The organism is Herbiconiux dendrobii (assembly GCF_052048175.1).
In the GTDB taxonomy this organism is placed as follows: domain Bacteria; phylum Actinomycetota; class Actinomycetes; order Actinomycetales; family Microbacteriaceae; genus Herbiconiux.
Map to the genome: position 1 here is coordinate 120,788 of NZ_JBLZQV010000004.1, position 16,129 is coordinate 136,916.

At 69.6% G+C, this 16,129-nt stretch carries 12 protein-coding genes; 4 read left to right on the forward strand and 8 right to left on the reverse strand.

Features of this window, described 5'->3' with window-relative positions; translation table 11 throughout:
* Window positions 1-87 precede the first annotated feature (87 nt).
* A complete protein-coding gene (locus ACN4JJ_RS13455; protein WP_440710402.1) occupies window positions 88-627 on the forward strand; it encodes a dihydrofolate reductase family protein in 540 nt (179 codons plus the stop codon).
* Here ACN4JJ_RS13455 and dxs read toward each other — a convergent pair.
* The 6 genes from dxs to dut all read right to left on the reverse strand — a co-directional run bounded on the left by dxs (window position 609) and on the right by dut (window position 10,051).
* Window positions 609-2,579, reverse strand: a complete 1,971-nt coding sequence (gene dxs / locus ACN4JJ_RS13460; protein ID WP_440710403.1) for a 1-deoxy-D-xylulose-5-phosphate synthase — start codon at window positions 2,577-2,579, stop codon at window positions 609-611. The genes ACN4JJ_RS13455 and dxs overlap by 19 nt on opposite strands.
* A gap of 111 nt (window positions 2,580-2,690) precedes the next feature.
* Entirely contained in the window at window positions 2,691-5,528 is a 2,838-nt protein-coding gene (locus tag ACN4JJ_RS13465) for an aconitate hydratase (protein ID WP_440710404.1), read from the reverse strand.
* A 183-nt stretch (window positions 5,529-5,711) separates the two neighbouring features.
* Window positions 5,712-8,129, reverse strand: a complete 2,418-nt coding sequence (locus tag ACN4JJ_RS13470) for an HAD-IC family P-type ATPase (RefSeq protein WP_440710405.1) — start codon at window positions 8,127-8,129, stop codon at window positions 5,712-5,714.
* A gap of 7 nt (window positions 8,130-8,136) precedes the next feature.
* A complete protein-coding gene (locus ACN4JJ_RS13475) occupies window positions 8,137-8,895 on the reverse strand; it encodes a DUF3159 domain-containing protein (RefSeq protein ID WP_440710406.1) in 759 nt (252 codons plus the stop codon).
* Between the two features lie 2 nt (window positions 8,896-8,897).
* Window positions 8,898-9,596 (reverse strand): DUF3710 domain-containing protein, encoded by a 699-nt coding sequence (locus ACN4JJ_RS13480; protein WP_440710407.1) that lies wholly within the window; start codon window positions 9,594-9,596, stop codon window positions 8,898-8,900.
* On the reverse strand, window positions 9,596-10,051 hold the full coding sequence (dut, locus tag ACN4JJ_RS13485) for a dUTP diphosphatase (RefSeq protein ID WP_440710408.1): 456 nt from the start codon (window positions 10,049-10,051) through the stop codon (window positions 9,596-9,598). Before dut ends, ACN4JJ_RS13480 begins: the two co-directional genes overlap by 1 nt.
* A 39-nt stretch (window positions 10,052-10,090) precedes the next feature.
* On the opposite strand from dut, the gene ACN4JJ_RS13490 reads away from it, so the two are divergent.
* Entirely contained in the window at window positions 10,091-10,549 is a 459-nt protein-coding gene (locus ACN4JJ_RS13490; RefSeq protein ID WP_440710409.1) for a DUF3093 domain-containing protein, read from the forward strand.
* Window positions 10,550-10,571: 22 nt separating this feature from the next.
* Here the strand turns inward: ACN4JJ_RS13490 and ACN4JJ_RS13495 are convergent, their stop codons facing one another.
* The gene (locus tag ACN4JJ_RS13495) at window positions 10,572-10,865 is read right to left on the reverse strand and encodes a DUF4193 domain-containing protein (RefSeq protein ID WP_290809022.1); all 294 of its coding nucleotides are present in this window, start codon (window positions 10,863-10,865) and stop codon (window positions 10,572-10,574) included.
* 202 nt (window positions 10,866-11,067) lie between these two features.
* Here ACN4JJ_RS13495 and sepH point away from each other — a divergent pair, with 202 nt between their 5' ends.
* Window positions 11,068-12,249 carry a septation protein SepH gene (sepH, locus tag ACN4JJ_RS13500; protein WP_440710410.1) on the forward strand — a complete coding sequence of 394 codons (1,182 nt, stop codon included), beginning with the start codon at window positions 11,068-11,070 and terminating at the stop codon, window positions 12,247-12,249.
* 75 nt (window positions 12,250-12,324) lie between these two features.
* On the opposite strand, the gene ACN4JJ_RS13505 is transcribed toward sepH, so the two are convergent.
* A complete protein-coding gene (locus tag ACN4JJ_RS13505) occupies window positions 12,325-13,470 on the reverse strand; it encodes an alkaline phosphatase family protein (RefSeq protein WP_440710411.1) in 1,146 nt (381 codons plus the stop codon).
* Between the two features lie 116 nt (window positions 13,471-13,586).
* On the opposite strand from ACN4JJ_RS13505, the gene ACN4JJ_RS13510 reads away from it, so the two are divergent.
* Complete coding sequence (locus tag ACN4JJ_RS13510; RefSeq protein WP_440710412.1) at window positions 13,587-16,049, forward strand: DNA gyrase/topoisomerase IV subunit A; 2,463 nt, start codon at window positions 13,587-13,589, stop codon at window positions 16,047-16,049.
* Window positions 16,050-16,129 lie beyond the last annotated feature (80 nt).

Sequence of the window (16,129 nt, forward strand, 5' to 3'; positions counted from 1 at the left end):
CAGCACTGAATAGCGGGACTGAGTGACGGGTCGGTGGTGTGTGGGCGTGAGGTGCTCGATGTCGGAGGGTGAACCTAGGCTCGGGGGATGACGAAGACGCAGTACTACGTGGCCAGCAGCCTGGACGGGTTCATCGCCGATCGGGAGGGTGGGCTCGAGTGGCTGATGCAGTTCGGGTTCGAGGAGTTCGGGGCCGGCTACGAGGCGTTCCTCGCCGAGGTCGGCGTGGTGGTGATGGGATCGGCCACCTACGAGTTCGTACAGCGCGACTCGCCCGAGGCGTGGGCCTATCCCGAGAAGGTGAGCTGGGTGCTGTCGAGCCGGCCGTTGGGGGTGATTCCGGGTGGTGACATCCGCTTCGCCCGGGGCGACGTGGCCGAGCTGCACCAGGACTGGGTCGAAGCGGCGGCCGGCAAGAACATCTGGATCGTCGGCGGGGGCGACGTGGCCGCTCAGGTGGCCGACGCCGGGCTGCTCGACGAGATCCTGCTCACCACGATGCCCGTGGTTCTCGGTGCCGGCACTCCTCTGCTGCCGCTGAAGACCACCTCCACCGCGTTCGAGGTGTCCGGTACGACGGTGTACCCCTCGGGTGCGATCGGCTCGGTCTATCGCACCAGGCGGTAAGAGGGGTTCTCGCCCGTGTCGGTGCCCACGCCGTCGCCCGGGCGGGCGGTGAGGGGCCGTGCGATCGGGATCTTGTCACCGCGCACCTGAGCGATCAGGTCTTCGGCGATCTGCTGCGGGGTGAGGCCGACCCGCTCGAGGATCTGCTCGCGCGTGGCGTGCTCCAGGAACTCGTCGGGCAGGCCCAGCTCGGTCACGGCCGTGTCGACGCCGGCCTGACGCAGATCCTGGCGGATGCGGGTTCCGATACCGCCCACGCGCACGCCGTCCTCGATCGTCACGACGATGCGGTGCGCATCCGACAGCTCGATGATCGACCACGGTACCGGCACCACCCAGCGCGGGTCGACGACCGTGGCGCCGATGCCCTCGGCCGAGAGCAGCTGGGCCACGTCGAGGGCCAGCTGGGCCATGGTGCCCACGGCCACGATCAGCACGTCGTTGCGCTCGTCCTCGCGCAGCACGTCGACGCCGTCACGGGTGCGGCGGACAGCAGGCAGCTCGGCGCCGACGTTGCCCTTGGGGAAGCGGATGACCGTCGGGGCATCCGTCACCCGCACGGCCTCGCCGAGCTCCTCGCGCAGCCGCTCGGCGTCGCGCGGGGCGGCCAGACGGATGCGCGGCACGACCTGCAGGATGGCGAGGTCCCACATGCCGTGGTGGCTCGCGCCGTCGGGCCCCGTGACCCCGGCACGGTCGAGCACGAAGGTGACGCCGGCCTCGTGCAGGCCGACATCCATCAGGATCTGGTCGAAGGCGCGGTTCACGAAGGTGGCGTAGAGGGCGACGACCGGATGCAGGCCCCCGAAGGCGAGACCGGCCGCCGAGGTGGCCGCGTGCTGCTCGGCGATGCCGACATCCAGCACCCGGGTCGGGAACTTCTCGGCGAACTTGTGCAGACCGGTGGGGCGCAGCATCGCGGCGGTGATGCCGACGATCGTCGGATCCTCCGAGGCGAGTGACACGATCTCGTCGGCGAACACTCCTGTCCAGGACGGCGCACCCGAGGGCGCCGTCAGCGGCTCACCCGTCTCGGGGTCGATCTGGCCGACCGCGTGGAACTGGTCGGCGGCATCCGTTCGCGCCGGCCCGTAGCCGCGGCCCTTCTCGGTGATCGCGTGCACGATCACGGGGGCCGCGTACTCCTTGGCCTGGCGCAGCGCCTCCTCCATCGCGTGCACGTCGTGCCCGTCGATGGGGCCGAGGTACTTGATGTCGAGGTTCGCGTAGAGCGAGGAGTTGTTCGTCATGCGGCTGAGGAAGCCGTGCAGGCCGCCCCGCGCTCCGCGGTAGAGCGCGCGCGCCGGAGCGCCCAGGCGGTCGAACAGCTTGCGGCTGGACTGGTGCAGGTCGTGGTAGCCCTTGCGGGTGCGCACGCCGTTCAGGTAGCGCGCCATGCCGCCGATCGTGGGGGCGTAGGAGCGGCCGTTGTCGTTGACGACGATCACGAGGTTGCGGGAGTTGTCGTCGCTGATGTTGTTCAGCGCCTCCCAGGTCATCCCGCCGGTGAGTGCGCCGTCACCGACGACCGCCACCACGTGCCGGTCCCGCTGACCGGTCATGTCGTAGGCGCGCGAGATGCCATCGGCCCAGGAGAGCGAGCTGGAGGCGTGCGAGCTCTCGACCACGTCGTGCGGGCTCTCGGAGCGCTGCGGGTACCCGGCGAGGCCGCCCTTCTGGCGCAGCATCGAGAAGTCCTGCCGGCCCGTGAGCAGCTTGTGCACGTAGGACTGGTGACCGGTGTCGAACACGATCGAGTCGCGCGGCGAGTCGAAGACCCGGTGGATGGCGATGGTGGTCTCCACCACCCCGAGGTTCGGGCCGAGGTGACCGCCGGTCTTCGACACCTCGGCGACCAGGAACGCACGGATCTCCCCCGCCAGCTGTTCCAGCTGTTCCGGGGTCAGGGTGTCGAGGTCACGGGGTCCGTTGATCCCTTCGAGCAGGCTCATACCTTCCACCTTCCCATGACAACGTGATCTCGCAGTCTACGCCGCCCTGAAATGTCTGAACGGTGAGGGCGCCCTGGGCACCCTCACCGTTCGAGAACTGTTATCTGCCCGTCAGACCAGGCTGCGCAGCACGTACTGCAGGATGCCGCCGTTGCGGTAGTAGTCGGCTTCACCGGGGGTGTCGATGCGCACGACGGCGTCGAACTCGATCGGCTGCTTGCCGGCGGGCGAGTGCTCGCTCGGCACGGCGGTGACGTGCACCGTCTTGGGCGTACGGCCCTCGTTCAGCTCCTCGATGCCCGAGATCGAGACGACCTCGGTGCCGTCGAGGCCGAGCGAGGCCCAGCTCTCCCCGGCCGGGAACTGCAGCGGGACGACGCCCATGCCGATCAGGTTGGAGCGGTGGATGCGCTCGAAGCTCTCCACGATCACGGCCTTGACGCCGAGGAGCGACGTGCCCTTGGCGGCCCAGTCGCGCGAGGAGCCCGATCCGTACTCCTTGCCGCCGAAGATCACCAGCGGCGTACCGGCCGCCTGGTAGTTCTCCGAGGCGTCGTAGATGAACGACTGCGGGCCGTCGGCCTGCGTGAAGTCGCGGGTGTAGCCGCCCTCCACGCCGTCCAGCAGCTGGTTCTTCAGACGGATGTTCGCGAAGGTGCCGCGGATCATGATCTCGTGGTTGCCGCGGCGCGAGCCGTAGGAGTTGTAGTCCTTGCGGGCCACTCCGTGGGCGTCGAGGTACTTGCCGGCGGGGCTGTCGGCCTTGATGTTGCCGGCGGGCGAGATGTGGTCGGTGGTGACCGAGTCGCCGAGCTTCGCCAGCACGCGGGCACCGGCGATGTCGGAGACCGGCGTGGTCTCGATCGTCATGCCGTCGAAGTACGGGGGCTTGCGAACGTAGGTCGACTCCGAGTCCCACTCGAAGGTGGGGCCGGTGGGCGTCGGCAGCGAACGCCAGCGCTCGTCGCCTTCGAACACGCTCGAGTACTCGTGGGTGAACATCTCGGTGTTGATCGAGGTGTCGATCGTCTCCTGCACCTCGGCCGCGTCGGGCCAGATGTCTTTCAGGAACACGTCGTTGCCCTCGGTGTCCTGACCCAGCGCATCCGTCTCGAAGTCGAAGTTCATCGACCCGGCCAGGGCGTAGGCGATCACCAGCGGCGGCGAGGCGAGGTAGTTCATCTTCACGTCGGGCGAGATGCGGCCCTCGAAGTTGCGGTTGCCCGAGAGCACCGCGGTGACGGCGAGGTCGTTGTCGTTGATGGCGGCACTGACCTCCTCGATCAGCGGGCCCGTGTTGCCGATGCAGACCGTGCAGCCGTAGCCCACCGTGTAGAAGCCGAGGGCCTCCAGGTCGCCCGTGAGGCCGGCCTTCTCGTAGTAGTCGGTGACGACCTTCGAACCCGGAGCCAGCGTGGTCTTCACCCACGGCTTGGCCTTGAGGCCCAGCTTGTTGGCGTTGCGGGCCAGTAGGCCGGCGGCGAGCATGACGCTCGGGTTGGAGGTGTTGGTGCACGAGGTGATCGCGGCCACCGCGACGGCACCGTGGTCGAGCGTGTAGTTGTCTCCGGATGCCGTGGTCACCTTGGTGGGCTTGGAGTACCCGCCGGGCGCGTGGCTGGTGTGCGTGTGCGAGATCTCGTGCGCCGTGTCTTCGTCCTGCGCGGTGAAACCGAGCGGGTCGGAGGCCGGGAAGGTGCCTTCCAGTGAGGCGTCGACGCGCGAGACGTCGTCGCCCGAGTTGGCGTAGTTCTCGAGGTCGCGGATGAAGGTGGGCTTGGCGACCGAGAGCTCGACGCGGTCCTGCGGACGCTTCGGGCCGGAGATCGAGGGCACAACGGTGGCGAGGTCGAGCTCGAGGTACTCGCTGAAGACGGGCTCCTCGTCGGGGTTGTGCCAGAGCTTCTGCAGCTTGGAGTAGGCCTCCACCAGGGCGACCTGCTCGTCGCTGCGGCCGGTGAGGCGCAGGTAGTCGAGGGTGACGTCGTCGATCGGGAACATGGCGGCGGTGGAGCCGAACTCGGGGCTCATGTTGCCGATGGTGGCGCGGTTCGCGAGCGGAACCTCGCCGACGCCCTCGCCGTAGAACTCCACGAATTTGCCGACCACGCCGTGCTTGCGCACCATCTCGGTGATGGTGAGCACCACATCCGTCGCCGTGACGCCGGCCGGGATGGAGCCGTTGAGCTTGAAGCCGACGACCTTGGGGATCAGCATGGAGACGGGCTGGCCGAGCATGGCCGCCTCGGCCTCGATGCCGCCCACGCCCCAGCCGAGCACGCCCAGGCCGTTGACCATGGTGGTGTGCGAGTCGGTGCCGACGCAGGTGTCGGGGTAGGCGCGGGTGACCGTGTTGCCGAACGAGTCGACGACCTCGCGGGTGTAGGTGACGCGGGCGAGGTACTCGATGTTGACCTGGTGCACGATACCGGTTCCGGGCGGCACGACCTTGAAGTCGTCGAAGGCCGTCTGGCCCCAGCGCAGGAACTGGTACCGCTCGCCGTTGCGCTCGTACTCGATCTCGACGTTGCGCTCGAGGGCGTTCTCGGTGCCGAAGAGGTCGGCGATGACCGAGTGGTCGATCACGAGCTCGGCGGGCGCCAGCGGGTTGATCTTGGTGGGGTCGCCACCCAGGGTGGAGACGGCCTCACGCATCGTGGCGAGGTCGACGATGCAGGGCACACCGGTGAAGTCCTGCATCACCACGCGGGCCGGGGTGAACTGGATCTCGGTGTCGGGCTCCGCCGTGGGAACCCAGCCGCCGAGGGCCTTGATGTGCTCGGCGGTGATGTTCGCACCGTCTTCGGTGCGGAGCAGGTTCTCGAGCAGCACCTTGAGGCTGAACGGGAGCTTCTCGTAGCCGGGGACCTGATCGATCCGGTAGACCTCGTAAGACGCGTCTCCGACCTGGAGGGTGTCTTTCGAACCAAAACTGTTGACTGCCGACACGTCGACCTCACCTTCGCTGACTCACGCCAATCTTTGTGCGCGAGAGGGGTGAATGGCTAGCAAGGCGAACCTAAGAGAAGGCCGGAATCGCTGGTCACACCCGGAACTATTTATCTTGACGTCAAGATAAATATAGCACCGCGGCGGAGGCCCGGCGTCGCGGCGCGCGCGGCCGGCTGCGCATCACTCCCGGTCGGAGACGAGGCCGCGGCGGCGGGCGACCCGGTACCAGACCTCGACGCCCAGCGCGCCGGCGACGCCGATGGCGACGGCCACTGCGAGAGCGGGCAGGCTCTGCAGCCCGAGCGCGAAGAAGTCGCGGGCGAGCGGGACGACGTACGCCAGCACGAACGCCGCCGTCACGGCCCCGATCATCCCGAGCCGCCAGCCGTTCAGCGGCCGGGCCAGCACGCAGAGGATCCACAGCGACACCGCGAACAGCGTGATGCACACCAGGCTGCGCGCCTCGGCGAGCGGCACCATCCGCTGCAGCAGCGAGAACGAGGCCACGATCGCGACCGAGGCGATCAGCCCGGTCGGGATCGAGAAGCCGAGCACGCGCTTCAGCACCCCGGCCCGGTAGCGCCGCCGGTTCGGCGCGAGCGCCAGGAAGAACGAGGGGATGCCGATGGCCAGCGTGGAGACGAGCGTCATCTGACGGGGCAGGAAGGGGAACTTCCACAGCAGGAACGCGCTCGCCAGGGCGAGTACGACGCCGTAGACCGTCTTGGCGAGGAAGAGGTTCGAGACCCGCTCGACGTTGGCGATGACCCGCCGGGCGTACGAGAGCACGGTCGGCAGACGGTCGAAGCGGCCCTCGATCAGCACGATCCGCGAGACGGCGCGGGTGGCCGGGGTGGCGTTGCCCATCGCGATGCCGAGGTCGGCGTCCTTGATGGCCATGGCGTCGTTCACGCCGTCGCCGGTCATCGCGACCGTGCGGCCCTGCGCCTGGAGCGCGTGCACGACCCGGCGCTTCTGCTCGGGCGCCACCCGCCCGTAGACGCTCGTGGACGCCAGTGACGCATCCAGCTCGGCGTCGTGGTGCAGGCCACCCGCGTCGACCGCCTGCGAGTCCAGGCCCAGTTCCCCCGCGATGGCGCCGACCGTCACCGGGTTGTCGCCGGAGAGCACGACCACCCGCACCTCCTGCTCGGCGAAGTAGTCGAGGGTGGGGCGGGCATCCGGCCGCACCGACTCGTGGAACACCGCGATCGCCACGGGCCGCACGCCGGAGCCGAGCTGCTCGCCCTGCTGCCGATCGGCGTAGTCGCCCGCCTCCCCGTCGGCCCGGGACAGCGCCAGGGTGCGGCGGCCGGTGGACGCGACCCCCATCGCCTGCTGCAAGCCCTCCGGATGCCCCGCCAGCAACCGTTCGGGAGCCCCCAGCAGCCAGGTCTGCCGAACCCCCGCCCGCTCGACGGTGAGGGCGCTGAAGGCGCGCCGTGAGCTGAACGGCAGCCGCTCGACCACGGTCTCGCCGTCGTCGGCGAAGTGCGGACGCAGCGCCTGCGCCGTGGGGTTCGCGGCCACGTCGTGCGCGATCAGACCGAGCACGGTGTCGATCGCGGCGGCATCGACGGCGGGGTCGAGGGTGATCAGGCGTTCGAAGCCGATCTCGCCGGTGGTGAGCGTGCCGGTCTTGTCCAGGCACAGCACGTCGACGCGCGCGAGCACCTCGACCGCCGCGAGCTCCTGCACGAGCACCTTCTGCCGCCCGAGCTGCACCACCGCGACGCCGAAGGCGAGGCTGGTGAGCAGCACGAGTCCCTCGGGGATCATGCCCACGACGCTCGCGACGGCGTCCAGAGCCGCCAGCCGCCACGACTCCCAGGGCACCTGCCCCAGGTCGTCCAGCTCGAACACGCCATCCGGCCCCGCGCCTCCGTAGGTGATGATGCGGCCGATCAGCACGATGATGATCACCGGGATCAGCAGCCAGCTGAGGTACACCAGGATCTTCGTGGTGGCGGCCCGCAGCTCGGAGTGCACGAGGGTGTGCTTCTTGATCTCCCGGGTGAGCTTGTTCGCGTACGAGTCGGCGCCCACGGCGGTGACGACCGCCTCGGCGGTGCCGGAGACGACGAACGACCCGGAGAGCAACGCGTCGCCCGCCTTCTTGGCGATCGGCTCCGACTCCCCCGTGAGCATCGACTCGTCGACCAGTAGGTCGGCCGTGGCGGCGAGCTCGGCGTCGGCCGTGATCTGGTCGCCCGGGCGCAGCAGCAGGAGGTCGTCCTGCACGACCTCCTCGGGCCGGATGACGCGCATCTCGCCGTCGCGGCGCACGGCGGCCTCGGGGGCGGCGAGCAGGGCGAGTCGCTCCAGGCTGGCCTTGGCGCGCAGCTCCTGCACGATGCCGATCAGGGAGTTGACGACGACGATGCCGAAGAAGAGGCCGTCGCCGATGTCGCCGAGCAGCACCACGGCGAGGAAGCAGACGGTGAGGATGCCGTTGAAGAAGGTGAGGATGTTCTCACGCAGGATGCTCCCCACCGAGCGCGAGGTGGTGCTGTCGGCGACGTTGACGAGTCCGCGCGCCACGCGCTCGGCGACCTCGGCCGATGTCAGTCCCCCTGCGGCCCTCCCCACCGTGGGCATCCGCGACTCAGTCGCTGCTCGGCGCGGGAGGCGCGGGTGGCGCGGGAGGCGCGGGTGCGGCGGCGGGCTTGGCGTACGCGGCCCGCACCAGCAGCCAGGTGATCCAGAGCACGATGGCATAGAACGGCACACCGAGGATGAGCTTCACCGAGCCCAGCAGCTCGGTCTCGCCGGCGAAGTAGAGCGGCAGCTCGGCGCCGAGCCGGATGGCGAACAGCCCCACCCAGCACCAGGTCGCGACGAGCACCACTCGGCCCTTGGCGCGGTCGCGGCGATAACCGCCCGGGTCGTTGGAGAGCAGGCTCACGATGATGCCGATCAGCGGCCGGCGCACCGCGAGCGAGACCAGCAGGGCCACCAGGCAGACGATGTTGATCACGATGCCGAGGAGGAAGTTGTCCTCCGCCCGGCCGGTGAACAGCGCCAGCCCGGCCGAGACGCCCACGCCGATCAGTCCGGCGACGGCGGGCATCACGGCACTGCGAGTGACCAGCCGAACCACCACGAAGATCACCGAGACGGCGATCGGTGCGATCACGGCCAGGGGAAGGTTCTTGGTGAAGGTGTAGAGCACGAGGAACCCGAGGCCGGGCAGGATCGACTCGATCAGCCCCCGCACACCGCCGATGGCGCGCAGAAGCGACGCCCCGTCGGGCGTCTCGCCCGGCGCGACCTGCCCGATGCCCGCGTTGCGGGCGGCCTGGGCGAACGCCTCGTGGAAGGTGGGGCGCTCGGCCTCGCCATCCGGAGCCGGCGTTCCGCTCACGCTCACGAACCCGCCGGCTGCGCGCCGCCCGCCGCCGTCTTGGGGATGGTGAGCGGGATGAGGTCGCGCGGCGGCATCGGCTGCGAGCCGCGCACCACGACGACGCTGCGGAACAGCTCTTCTATCGCGGCCTTGGCGGCCGGGTTCGTGTTGGCTTCGCCGGCGATGACGCCCCGCAGCAGCCAGCGCGGACCGTCGACGCCGACGAAGCGCGCCACGCGCAGGCCCTGGGTGCCGTCGGGCGCGGTGGCGGGGACGCCCGCCACGAGCTCGGGCCCGAACACCCCCACCTGGGCCGTGCTCTTGCCGCCCTGCTTGAGGATCTGGTCTTCGATCTGCTCGCGGATCTCGTGCCACAGGCCCGTGGAACGCGGGGCGGCGAAGGCCTGCACCTGCAGCGTGGAGCCGGCGAAGTCCAGACCCACCGCGACGACGCGGTTGGTGCCCTCCTCCACCTCCAGGCGGAGGTGGAGACCCTCGCGCGGAAGGATCTTGAGGCCGCCCAGGTCGACGTAGGGGCGGGCCGGGTTGGCCTCGGTCGCGTCGAAGGGGCCCTCGGTCTCACGGTCGGCGGGGGCCGACTTCGCGTCGCGGTCCTCCACCTCGGTAGACGTGGTGTCGATGTCGCCGGAGGTGTCGCTGGTCTCGAGCTCGGCCGCGGTGTCGCCGGAATCCTCGGGAACGATGTCTTTGTCGGTCATCACTGGTTTCCGTTCGTGGGCGACGAGTATCCGGTGGAGCCGAAGCCGCCCTCGCCGCGATGGCTTCCAGGAAGCTCCTCGACGGGCACGAACACGGCTCGCGTCACCGGCATCACGATCAGTTGCGCGATTCTGTCGCCGACGGCGATATCGTACGGCACCGAGCTGTCGGTGTTCAGGAGGGCGACCTTGATCTCGCCCCGGTACCCGGCATCCACCGTTCCCGGCGCGTTCACCACGGTGATGCCGTGCTTGGCGGCGAGACCGCTGCGCGGCACGACGAAGGCGACGTAGCCGTCGGGCAGCGCGACCGAGACGCCGGTTCCCACCGTCTGCCGCTGGCCGGGGGCCAGGGTGAGGGATTCGGTGGAGAGCAGATCGGCGCCGGCGTCGCCCGGATGGGCGTAGGCGGGCACCTGATCTGCGCGGATCAGGATCTCGATGGAAGACGTCACGAGTCGAGGGTAGTGCAGAAAGAATGGTCGAATAGGGACATGACGCACTATCGGGAGAGGCTCTCTCCGGCCCTGTGGGTATTCCTCGCCACCGCCCTCGTGCTGCCCGCCAGCATCATCGTCTTCGCCCCGCTGAGCACCGTTCCCGGCGTGCTGGTGGGCACCGCGGTGGGAGTCGTGCTGTACGCCGGCATGATCGGCCTGCTGCTGTTCGGGGCGCCCGTGATCGAGGTCACGCCGGGCACGGTGCGGGTCGGTCGCGCCCGCATCCCCTCGGAACTGATCGGCGAGTGCACCGTCTACACCGGCGAGGCGGCCACCGCGCAGCGCGGTCGCCTGCTGGATGCCCGCGCCTACCTCGCCATCCGGGGCTGGATCAAACCGGTCGTCAAAATGACAATCGCCGATCCGCAGGATCCGACACCCTATTGGCTGGTGTCGACCCGGCGTCCCGGCGATCTCATCGATGCGGTGACAGCCTCGCAGAGGGCCCGCTAGGCCGTACCTGTTCGGTACGGGACTAGGAGGCGCACTCCACGCAGATGGCGCCGATCTTCTCTTCGTGATCGATCTGCGAGCGGTGCTTCACCAGGAAGCAGCTCACACAGGTGAACTCGTCGGCCTGCGGAGGCAGGACGACGACGTCGAGGTCGAGGTCGGAGAGGTCGGCGCCCGGCAGCTCGAAGCCACCCGGGTTGTCGGCGTCATCGACGTCTACGACCCCGGACATCTTGTCCGGGACTCGCTCCTTCAGCGCTTCGATCGAGTCCGAGTCGTCGTCGGTCTTGCGCGGTGCGTCGTAATCAGTCGCCATGCCCATCCACTTCTTGAATACAGCCGTATTAACCAAATCGGCGGCGTTAGTTTGCATCAAAGCCGCCGGAATAGCAAACCGGTTCGTGAGCATCAATTACTCACGCCGCCCTCAACTTGCGGCACGCCCGGAACATTCCCGGAATACGGGGGCGGCGCGTGTCATCCTGTCAGCGAACAGTGACCTCTGGAGGCCTTTCAGCATGCAGGATTTGACGGTAATCGGAGTCGAGAACGGGGCGTTGATCGTCGCCAGCGACGGGGGCGAGCGGTATCGCATCGTCATCGACGATGTGCTCCAGTCGCGCCTGCGCCAGGGCATCGCGTCCGCTCAGGGCGGAAAGAAGGTCTCCCCGCGCGAGATCCAGACGCACATTCGTGCCGGACTCTCAGCCTTCGAGGTGGCCGAGCTCACCGGCGCCGATGTCGACTACATCGAACGCTTCGAGGGCCCCGTGGTCGCCGAACGCCAGTTCATGGTCGATTCCGCCCTCCGCGTACCGGTGCAGCCCACCACGCTGGCCGACCCGCTGGGCGAAGAACCGCTCACCACCTTCGGCGACGCGCTGGAGGAGCGACTGGAGAGCCTCGACGCCCGCGACGTGCGCTGGGCGAGCTGGAAGGACGAGACCGGCTGGATCGTCAAGCTCACCTTCACCTCGCGCGAGATCGACCACGACGCCCGCTGGCAGTTCGACCCCAAGCGGCACGTGCTCACTCCTTTGAACAACGAGGCCACCACGCTCTCCCGGCACGGCGAGCTGACGGAGGGCCTGATCCCACGCCTGCGCGCGGTCTCGCTGAGCGACGAGGGCACCGACGCCCGCTTCGACAGTGGTGCGTTCGCGACGATCGAGGTCGCGATCGATGTTCCGGATGCCCCGGACGGCGGTTCCCCCGACGCGGACGACACCTCCGTCTCCCCCACATCGACGGCACCGGATGCTCCGGCCGCGTCGCCCTCGCCGTCATCCGCTCCCCTCGCTCCCGCGGCGACGATCGGCGTGCCGAGGCAGAAGGAGCAGGCCAAGCCCTTCGACGCCTACGCCGTCAACCGCGCGCCCGCCACCACCGAGACCGCCGACCACAACCAGACCGCCGACCTGCTGGAGGCCCTGCGCCGCCGTCGCGGTGAGCGCGAGGCCGCGGCCTTCGAGCCGCCGCAGGAACAGGCCGAGCCCTCCCTCTTCTCCGGCCCGCGCCCGATCTCCCCCGAGGCCGACACCCCGTTGCCCGGTCTCGAGCCCGAGTTCGTGCCGCCGGCCCCGCACGGCGAGTCGGGGGCCTCCCCGTCGAAGTCCCCGGCCCCCAAGCGCCAGCGCGCCGCGATGCCCAGCTGGGACGAGATCGTCTTCGGGGCACGAAGCGACGACGACCCCGCCTGACGCCTCGTTAACACGAGGCCCCGTATTCCCGACGCCCCATCAGCCCGGCGAGCCGTCGTGAAGTGGTGAGGCTCGTCAGGCGAGGCGGTAGGCGCCGGCTCGGAGGAGCGGCACCAGGGTCTCCTCGGGCGTGAGCGAGCCGTGCTGGCCGATCATGGAACGGCCCGTGGTGTCGCCGTCGCGACCGTCGTAGTAGGCCACCAGCTTGCGGGCGGCCACGATCACGTCGCCGATGCGGGCCTCGACGGCGGGGTCGACCTCGCCGAACCAGCCGGCCGCGATCGCCTCCTCGCGGGTGGCGATCCACGCTCGGGCGTCTTCGCGAGCGCGCCAGGCCTCGGCCAGCCGGTGACGAGCATCCGGCGTCGAGTCGTGCAGGTGCAGCTGAAGGCAGCGCGGATCCCCCGCCACGTGCGCCACCCCCTCCACCAGTGACGGCACCTCGCCGAAGATCACATGACCCGTGGCGGGCACGTCGACGATGCCGTGGTCGGCCGTCAGCAGCATCCCCTCGCCGCGTCGAAGCGTGGAGGTGAAGCGCCCGTACTCCGCGTCGAGCTGTTCGAGCGTGGCGAGCCAGCGATCGCTCTCCCAGCCGCGCGCGTGCGCCAGCTGGTCGAGCTCGGGCACGTAGAGGTAGACCATCCGGCTGCCGCCCTCGTCGAAGAGACGGCGGGCGGCGGCGAAGCGCTCGGCGATCGTCGCGGCGGGCACGTAGTCGGCGCCGCGCAGGATGGCCTGGGTGAGACCGGAACCGGCGTAGCGGGCGGGCCCGATCGTGTTGCTCGGCACGCCCTCCGCCGACAGCTGCTCGAACACGGTCGGGCGGCGCTGCCAGGTGGCCGGCGGCATCACGTCCGACCAGCCGGAGAGCTGGTTCAGCACCACGCCGGCATCCGGTACCAGCGCCGTGTACCCGACGATGCCGTGCGTTCCCGGCCGCTCCCCCGTGGTGAGGCTCGCGAGGGCGGCGGCGGTGGTGGTGGGGAAGCCGCTGATCAGCACGGTGCGCTTGGTCAGCCCCGCGGCCAGCTGCCGCGCATGGCCCGACCGGGCGCGGAGAGCGGATGCCCCGAGCCCGTCGACCAGCACGACGAGCACGCGATCGGCCGCCGGCAGCCCCAGGGCGTTCTCCTCGCCGCGCAGCGAACGCACGCAACTCGGCAACACGTCGGCCAGCGTGAGCTCGCCTGACCCGCGCGTCGGTAGCATGGTGGACATTCGGCCAAGTCTGGCATAGCACCCGGGCAGGCACACGACCCTCCGCCGCGTCGGCTCCCCCGCCGGGAGCACGCCCTCCCCGGGCACCGGATGCGGCACGCTCGAGAAATACAGGAATGACAGCAGCCACGAACGATCCGAGCGGCACCGCCGTCGAGAAGATCCTCGATGTCGACGTCTCCACCGAGATGCAGGACTCGTTCCTCGAATACGCCTACTCGGTCATCTACTCCCGGGCCCTGCCGGATGCGCGCGACGGCCTGAAGCCGGTGCAGCGGCGCATCCTGTACATGATGAGCGACATGGGCCTGCGGCCCGATCGCGGTCACGTCAAGAGCGCCCGCGTGGTGGGCGAGGTGATGGGCAAGCTGCACCCGCACGGCGACACCGCCATCTACGACGCCCTGGTGCGCCTGGCGCAGTCCTGGACCATGCGGGTTCCACTGGTCGACGGCCACGGCAACTTCGGCTCGCTCGACGACGGCCCCGCGGCCGCCCGCTACACCGAGGCGCGGCTGGACGCCGTGGCGATGGCGATGGTGCAAGACCTCGACGAAGACGTGGTCGAGTTCGTGCCCAACTACGACAACCAGCTGCTGCAGCCCGACGTGCTGCCCTCGGCCATCCCGAACCTGTTGGTGAACGGGGCGAGCGGCATCGCGGTCGGCATGGCCACGAACATGGCGCCGCACAACCTGATCGAGGTCGTGGCCGGCGCGCGCTACCTGATCGAGCATCCGGACGCCAACCTCGACGAGCTGATGTCGTTCATCCCGGGCCCCGACCTGCCGGGCGGTGGCACGATCGTGGGGCTCGCCGGCATCCGCGACGCCTACGAGTCGGGCCGCGGGGCGTTCAAGACCCGCGCCAAGGTCTCGGTCGAGAACCTCACCGCGCGCAAGACCGGCCTCGTGGTCACCGAGCTGCCCTACCTCGTCGGCCCCGAGAAGGTGATCGCCAAGATCAAGGACGGCGTCACCAGCAAGAAGATCCAGGGCATCAGCGACGTCACCGATCTCACCGACCGCACGCACGGCCTGCGGCTGGTGATCGGCATCAAGACGGGATTCGATCCGGAGGCCGTGCTCGAGCAGCTCTACAAGCTCACTCCGCTCGAAGACAACTTCAGCATCAACAACGTGGCACTGGTCGACGGCGGCCCTCTCACGCTCGGGCTGCGCGACCTGCTGATCGTCTACGTGAACCACCGCATCGAGGTCGTCACCCGGCGCACCCGCTACCGCCTCGACCGCCGGCGCGAGCGCCTGCACCTGGTGGAGGGCCTGCTGATCGCCATCCTCGACATCGACGAGGTCATCCAGGTCATCCGCACCAGCGACGACACGGATGCGGCGCGCACCCGCCTGATCGAGGTGTTCGAGCTCAGCACGCCGCAGGCCGAGTACATCCTCGAGCTGCGCCTGCGCCGCCTCACCCGCTTCTCGCGGATCGAGCTGGAGACCGAGCGCGACAAACTGCGAGCCGAGATCGCCGAGCTGGAGGCGCTGCTGGCCGATCCGGCCCTCATCCGCGCCGCCGTCTCGAACGAACTCGAGGAGGTGGCCGAGCGCTTCGGTACCCCGCGCCGCACCCTGCTCACCGAGGCCCGGCCGGCCGTGCCCGGCACGTCCAAGCGCGCGCAGCCCGTGCTCGAGGTCGCCGATGTGCCCTGCACCGTGTACCTCAGCACCACGGGGCGGGTGGTGCGGGTCGACCGCGCCGACGACGACGAGCAGAGCGGCGGCCCCGCCGTCACGGTGCGCCGAAGCAAGCACGACGCCATCCGCAGCGAGGTCGAGACGACCCGACGTGGCGAGGTGGGCGCCGTGACCGACACCGGACGGGTCATCCGGATGCCCGTCATCGACCTGCCCGCCGTGCCGGTGAACTCGGTGCAGCTGGGGGCGGGCGTGCGCATCGGCGACTACCTCACCATGGATTCCAAGCGCGAGAAGATCGTCGGGCTTGTGTCGCTCACCTCGGCGGTTCCGATCGCTCTGGGCACGGCTCAGGGCATCGTCAAGCGTGTGGCCGCCGGAGCCTATCCCCCGAAGCCCGACTTCGAGCTGATCGCCCTGAAGCCCGGCGACACGGTCGTGGGCGTCACGCAGCACTCCGAAGACGACGAGCTGGTGTTCATCACCTCGGACGCGCAGCTGCTGCGCTTCTTCCAGGCGAGCGTGCGGCCCCAGGGGCTCGCGGCGGGAGGCATGGCGGGCATCAACCTCGGTGCGGGTGCCTCGGTGATCTGGTTCGGCTCGGTGCCGGACGGTCCGGATGCGGTGGTCGTCACGATCGCCGCCAGCACCTCGACGCTGGCCGGCACGGATGCGGGCTCGGGCAAGGTCTCGGAGTTCGCCGAGTTCCCGCCCAAGGGCCGGGCCACCGGCGGCGTGCGGGCGCACCGATTCCTGAAGGGCGAGGACGTGCTCACCGTGGCGTGGGCCGGGCACGGGCCCGCCCTGGCCGTCGCGAACGACGGGGCGGCGCGCGTGCTGCCGGAGCCGGGCGCCAAGCGGGATGCCTCGGGCGTCGCCCTGGCCGCGGTCATCGGCTCGATCGGCTCCGCACGCTCCTGAGGGAGAACGGCCCACGACGCCGAACGGCCGATCCCCGCGAGGGAGATCGGCCGTTCGTTCGTCGTGGATCCGGTTCGGAT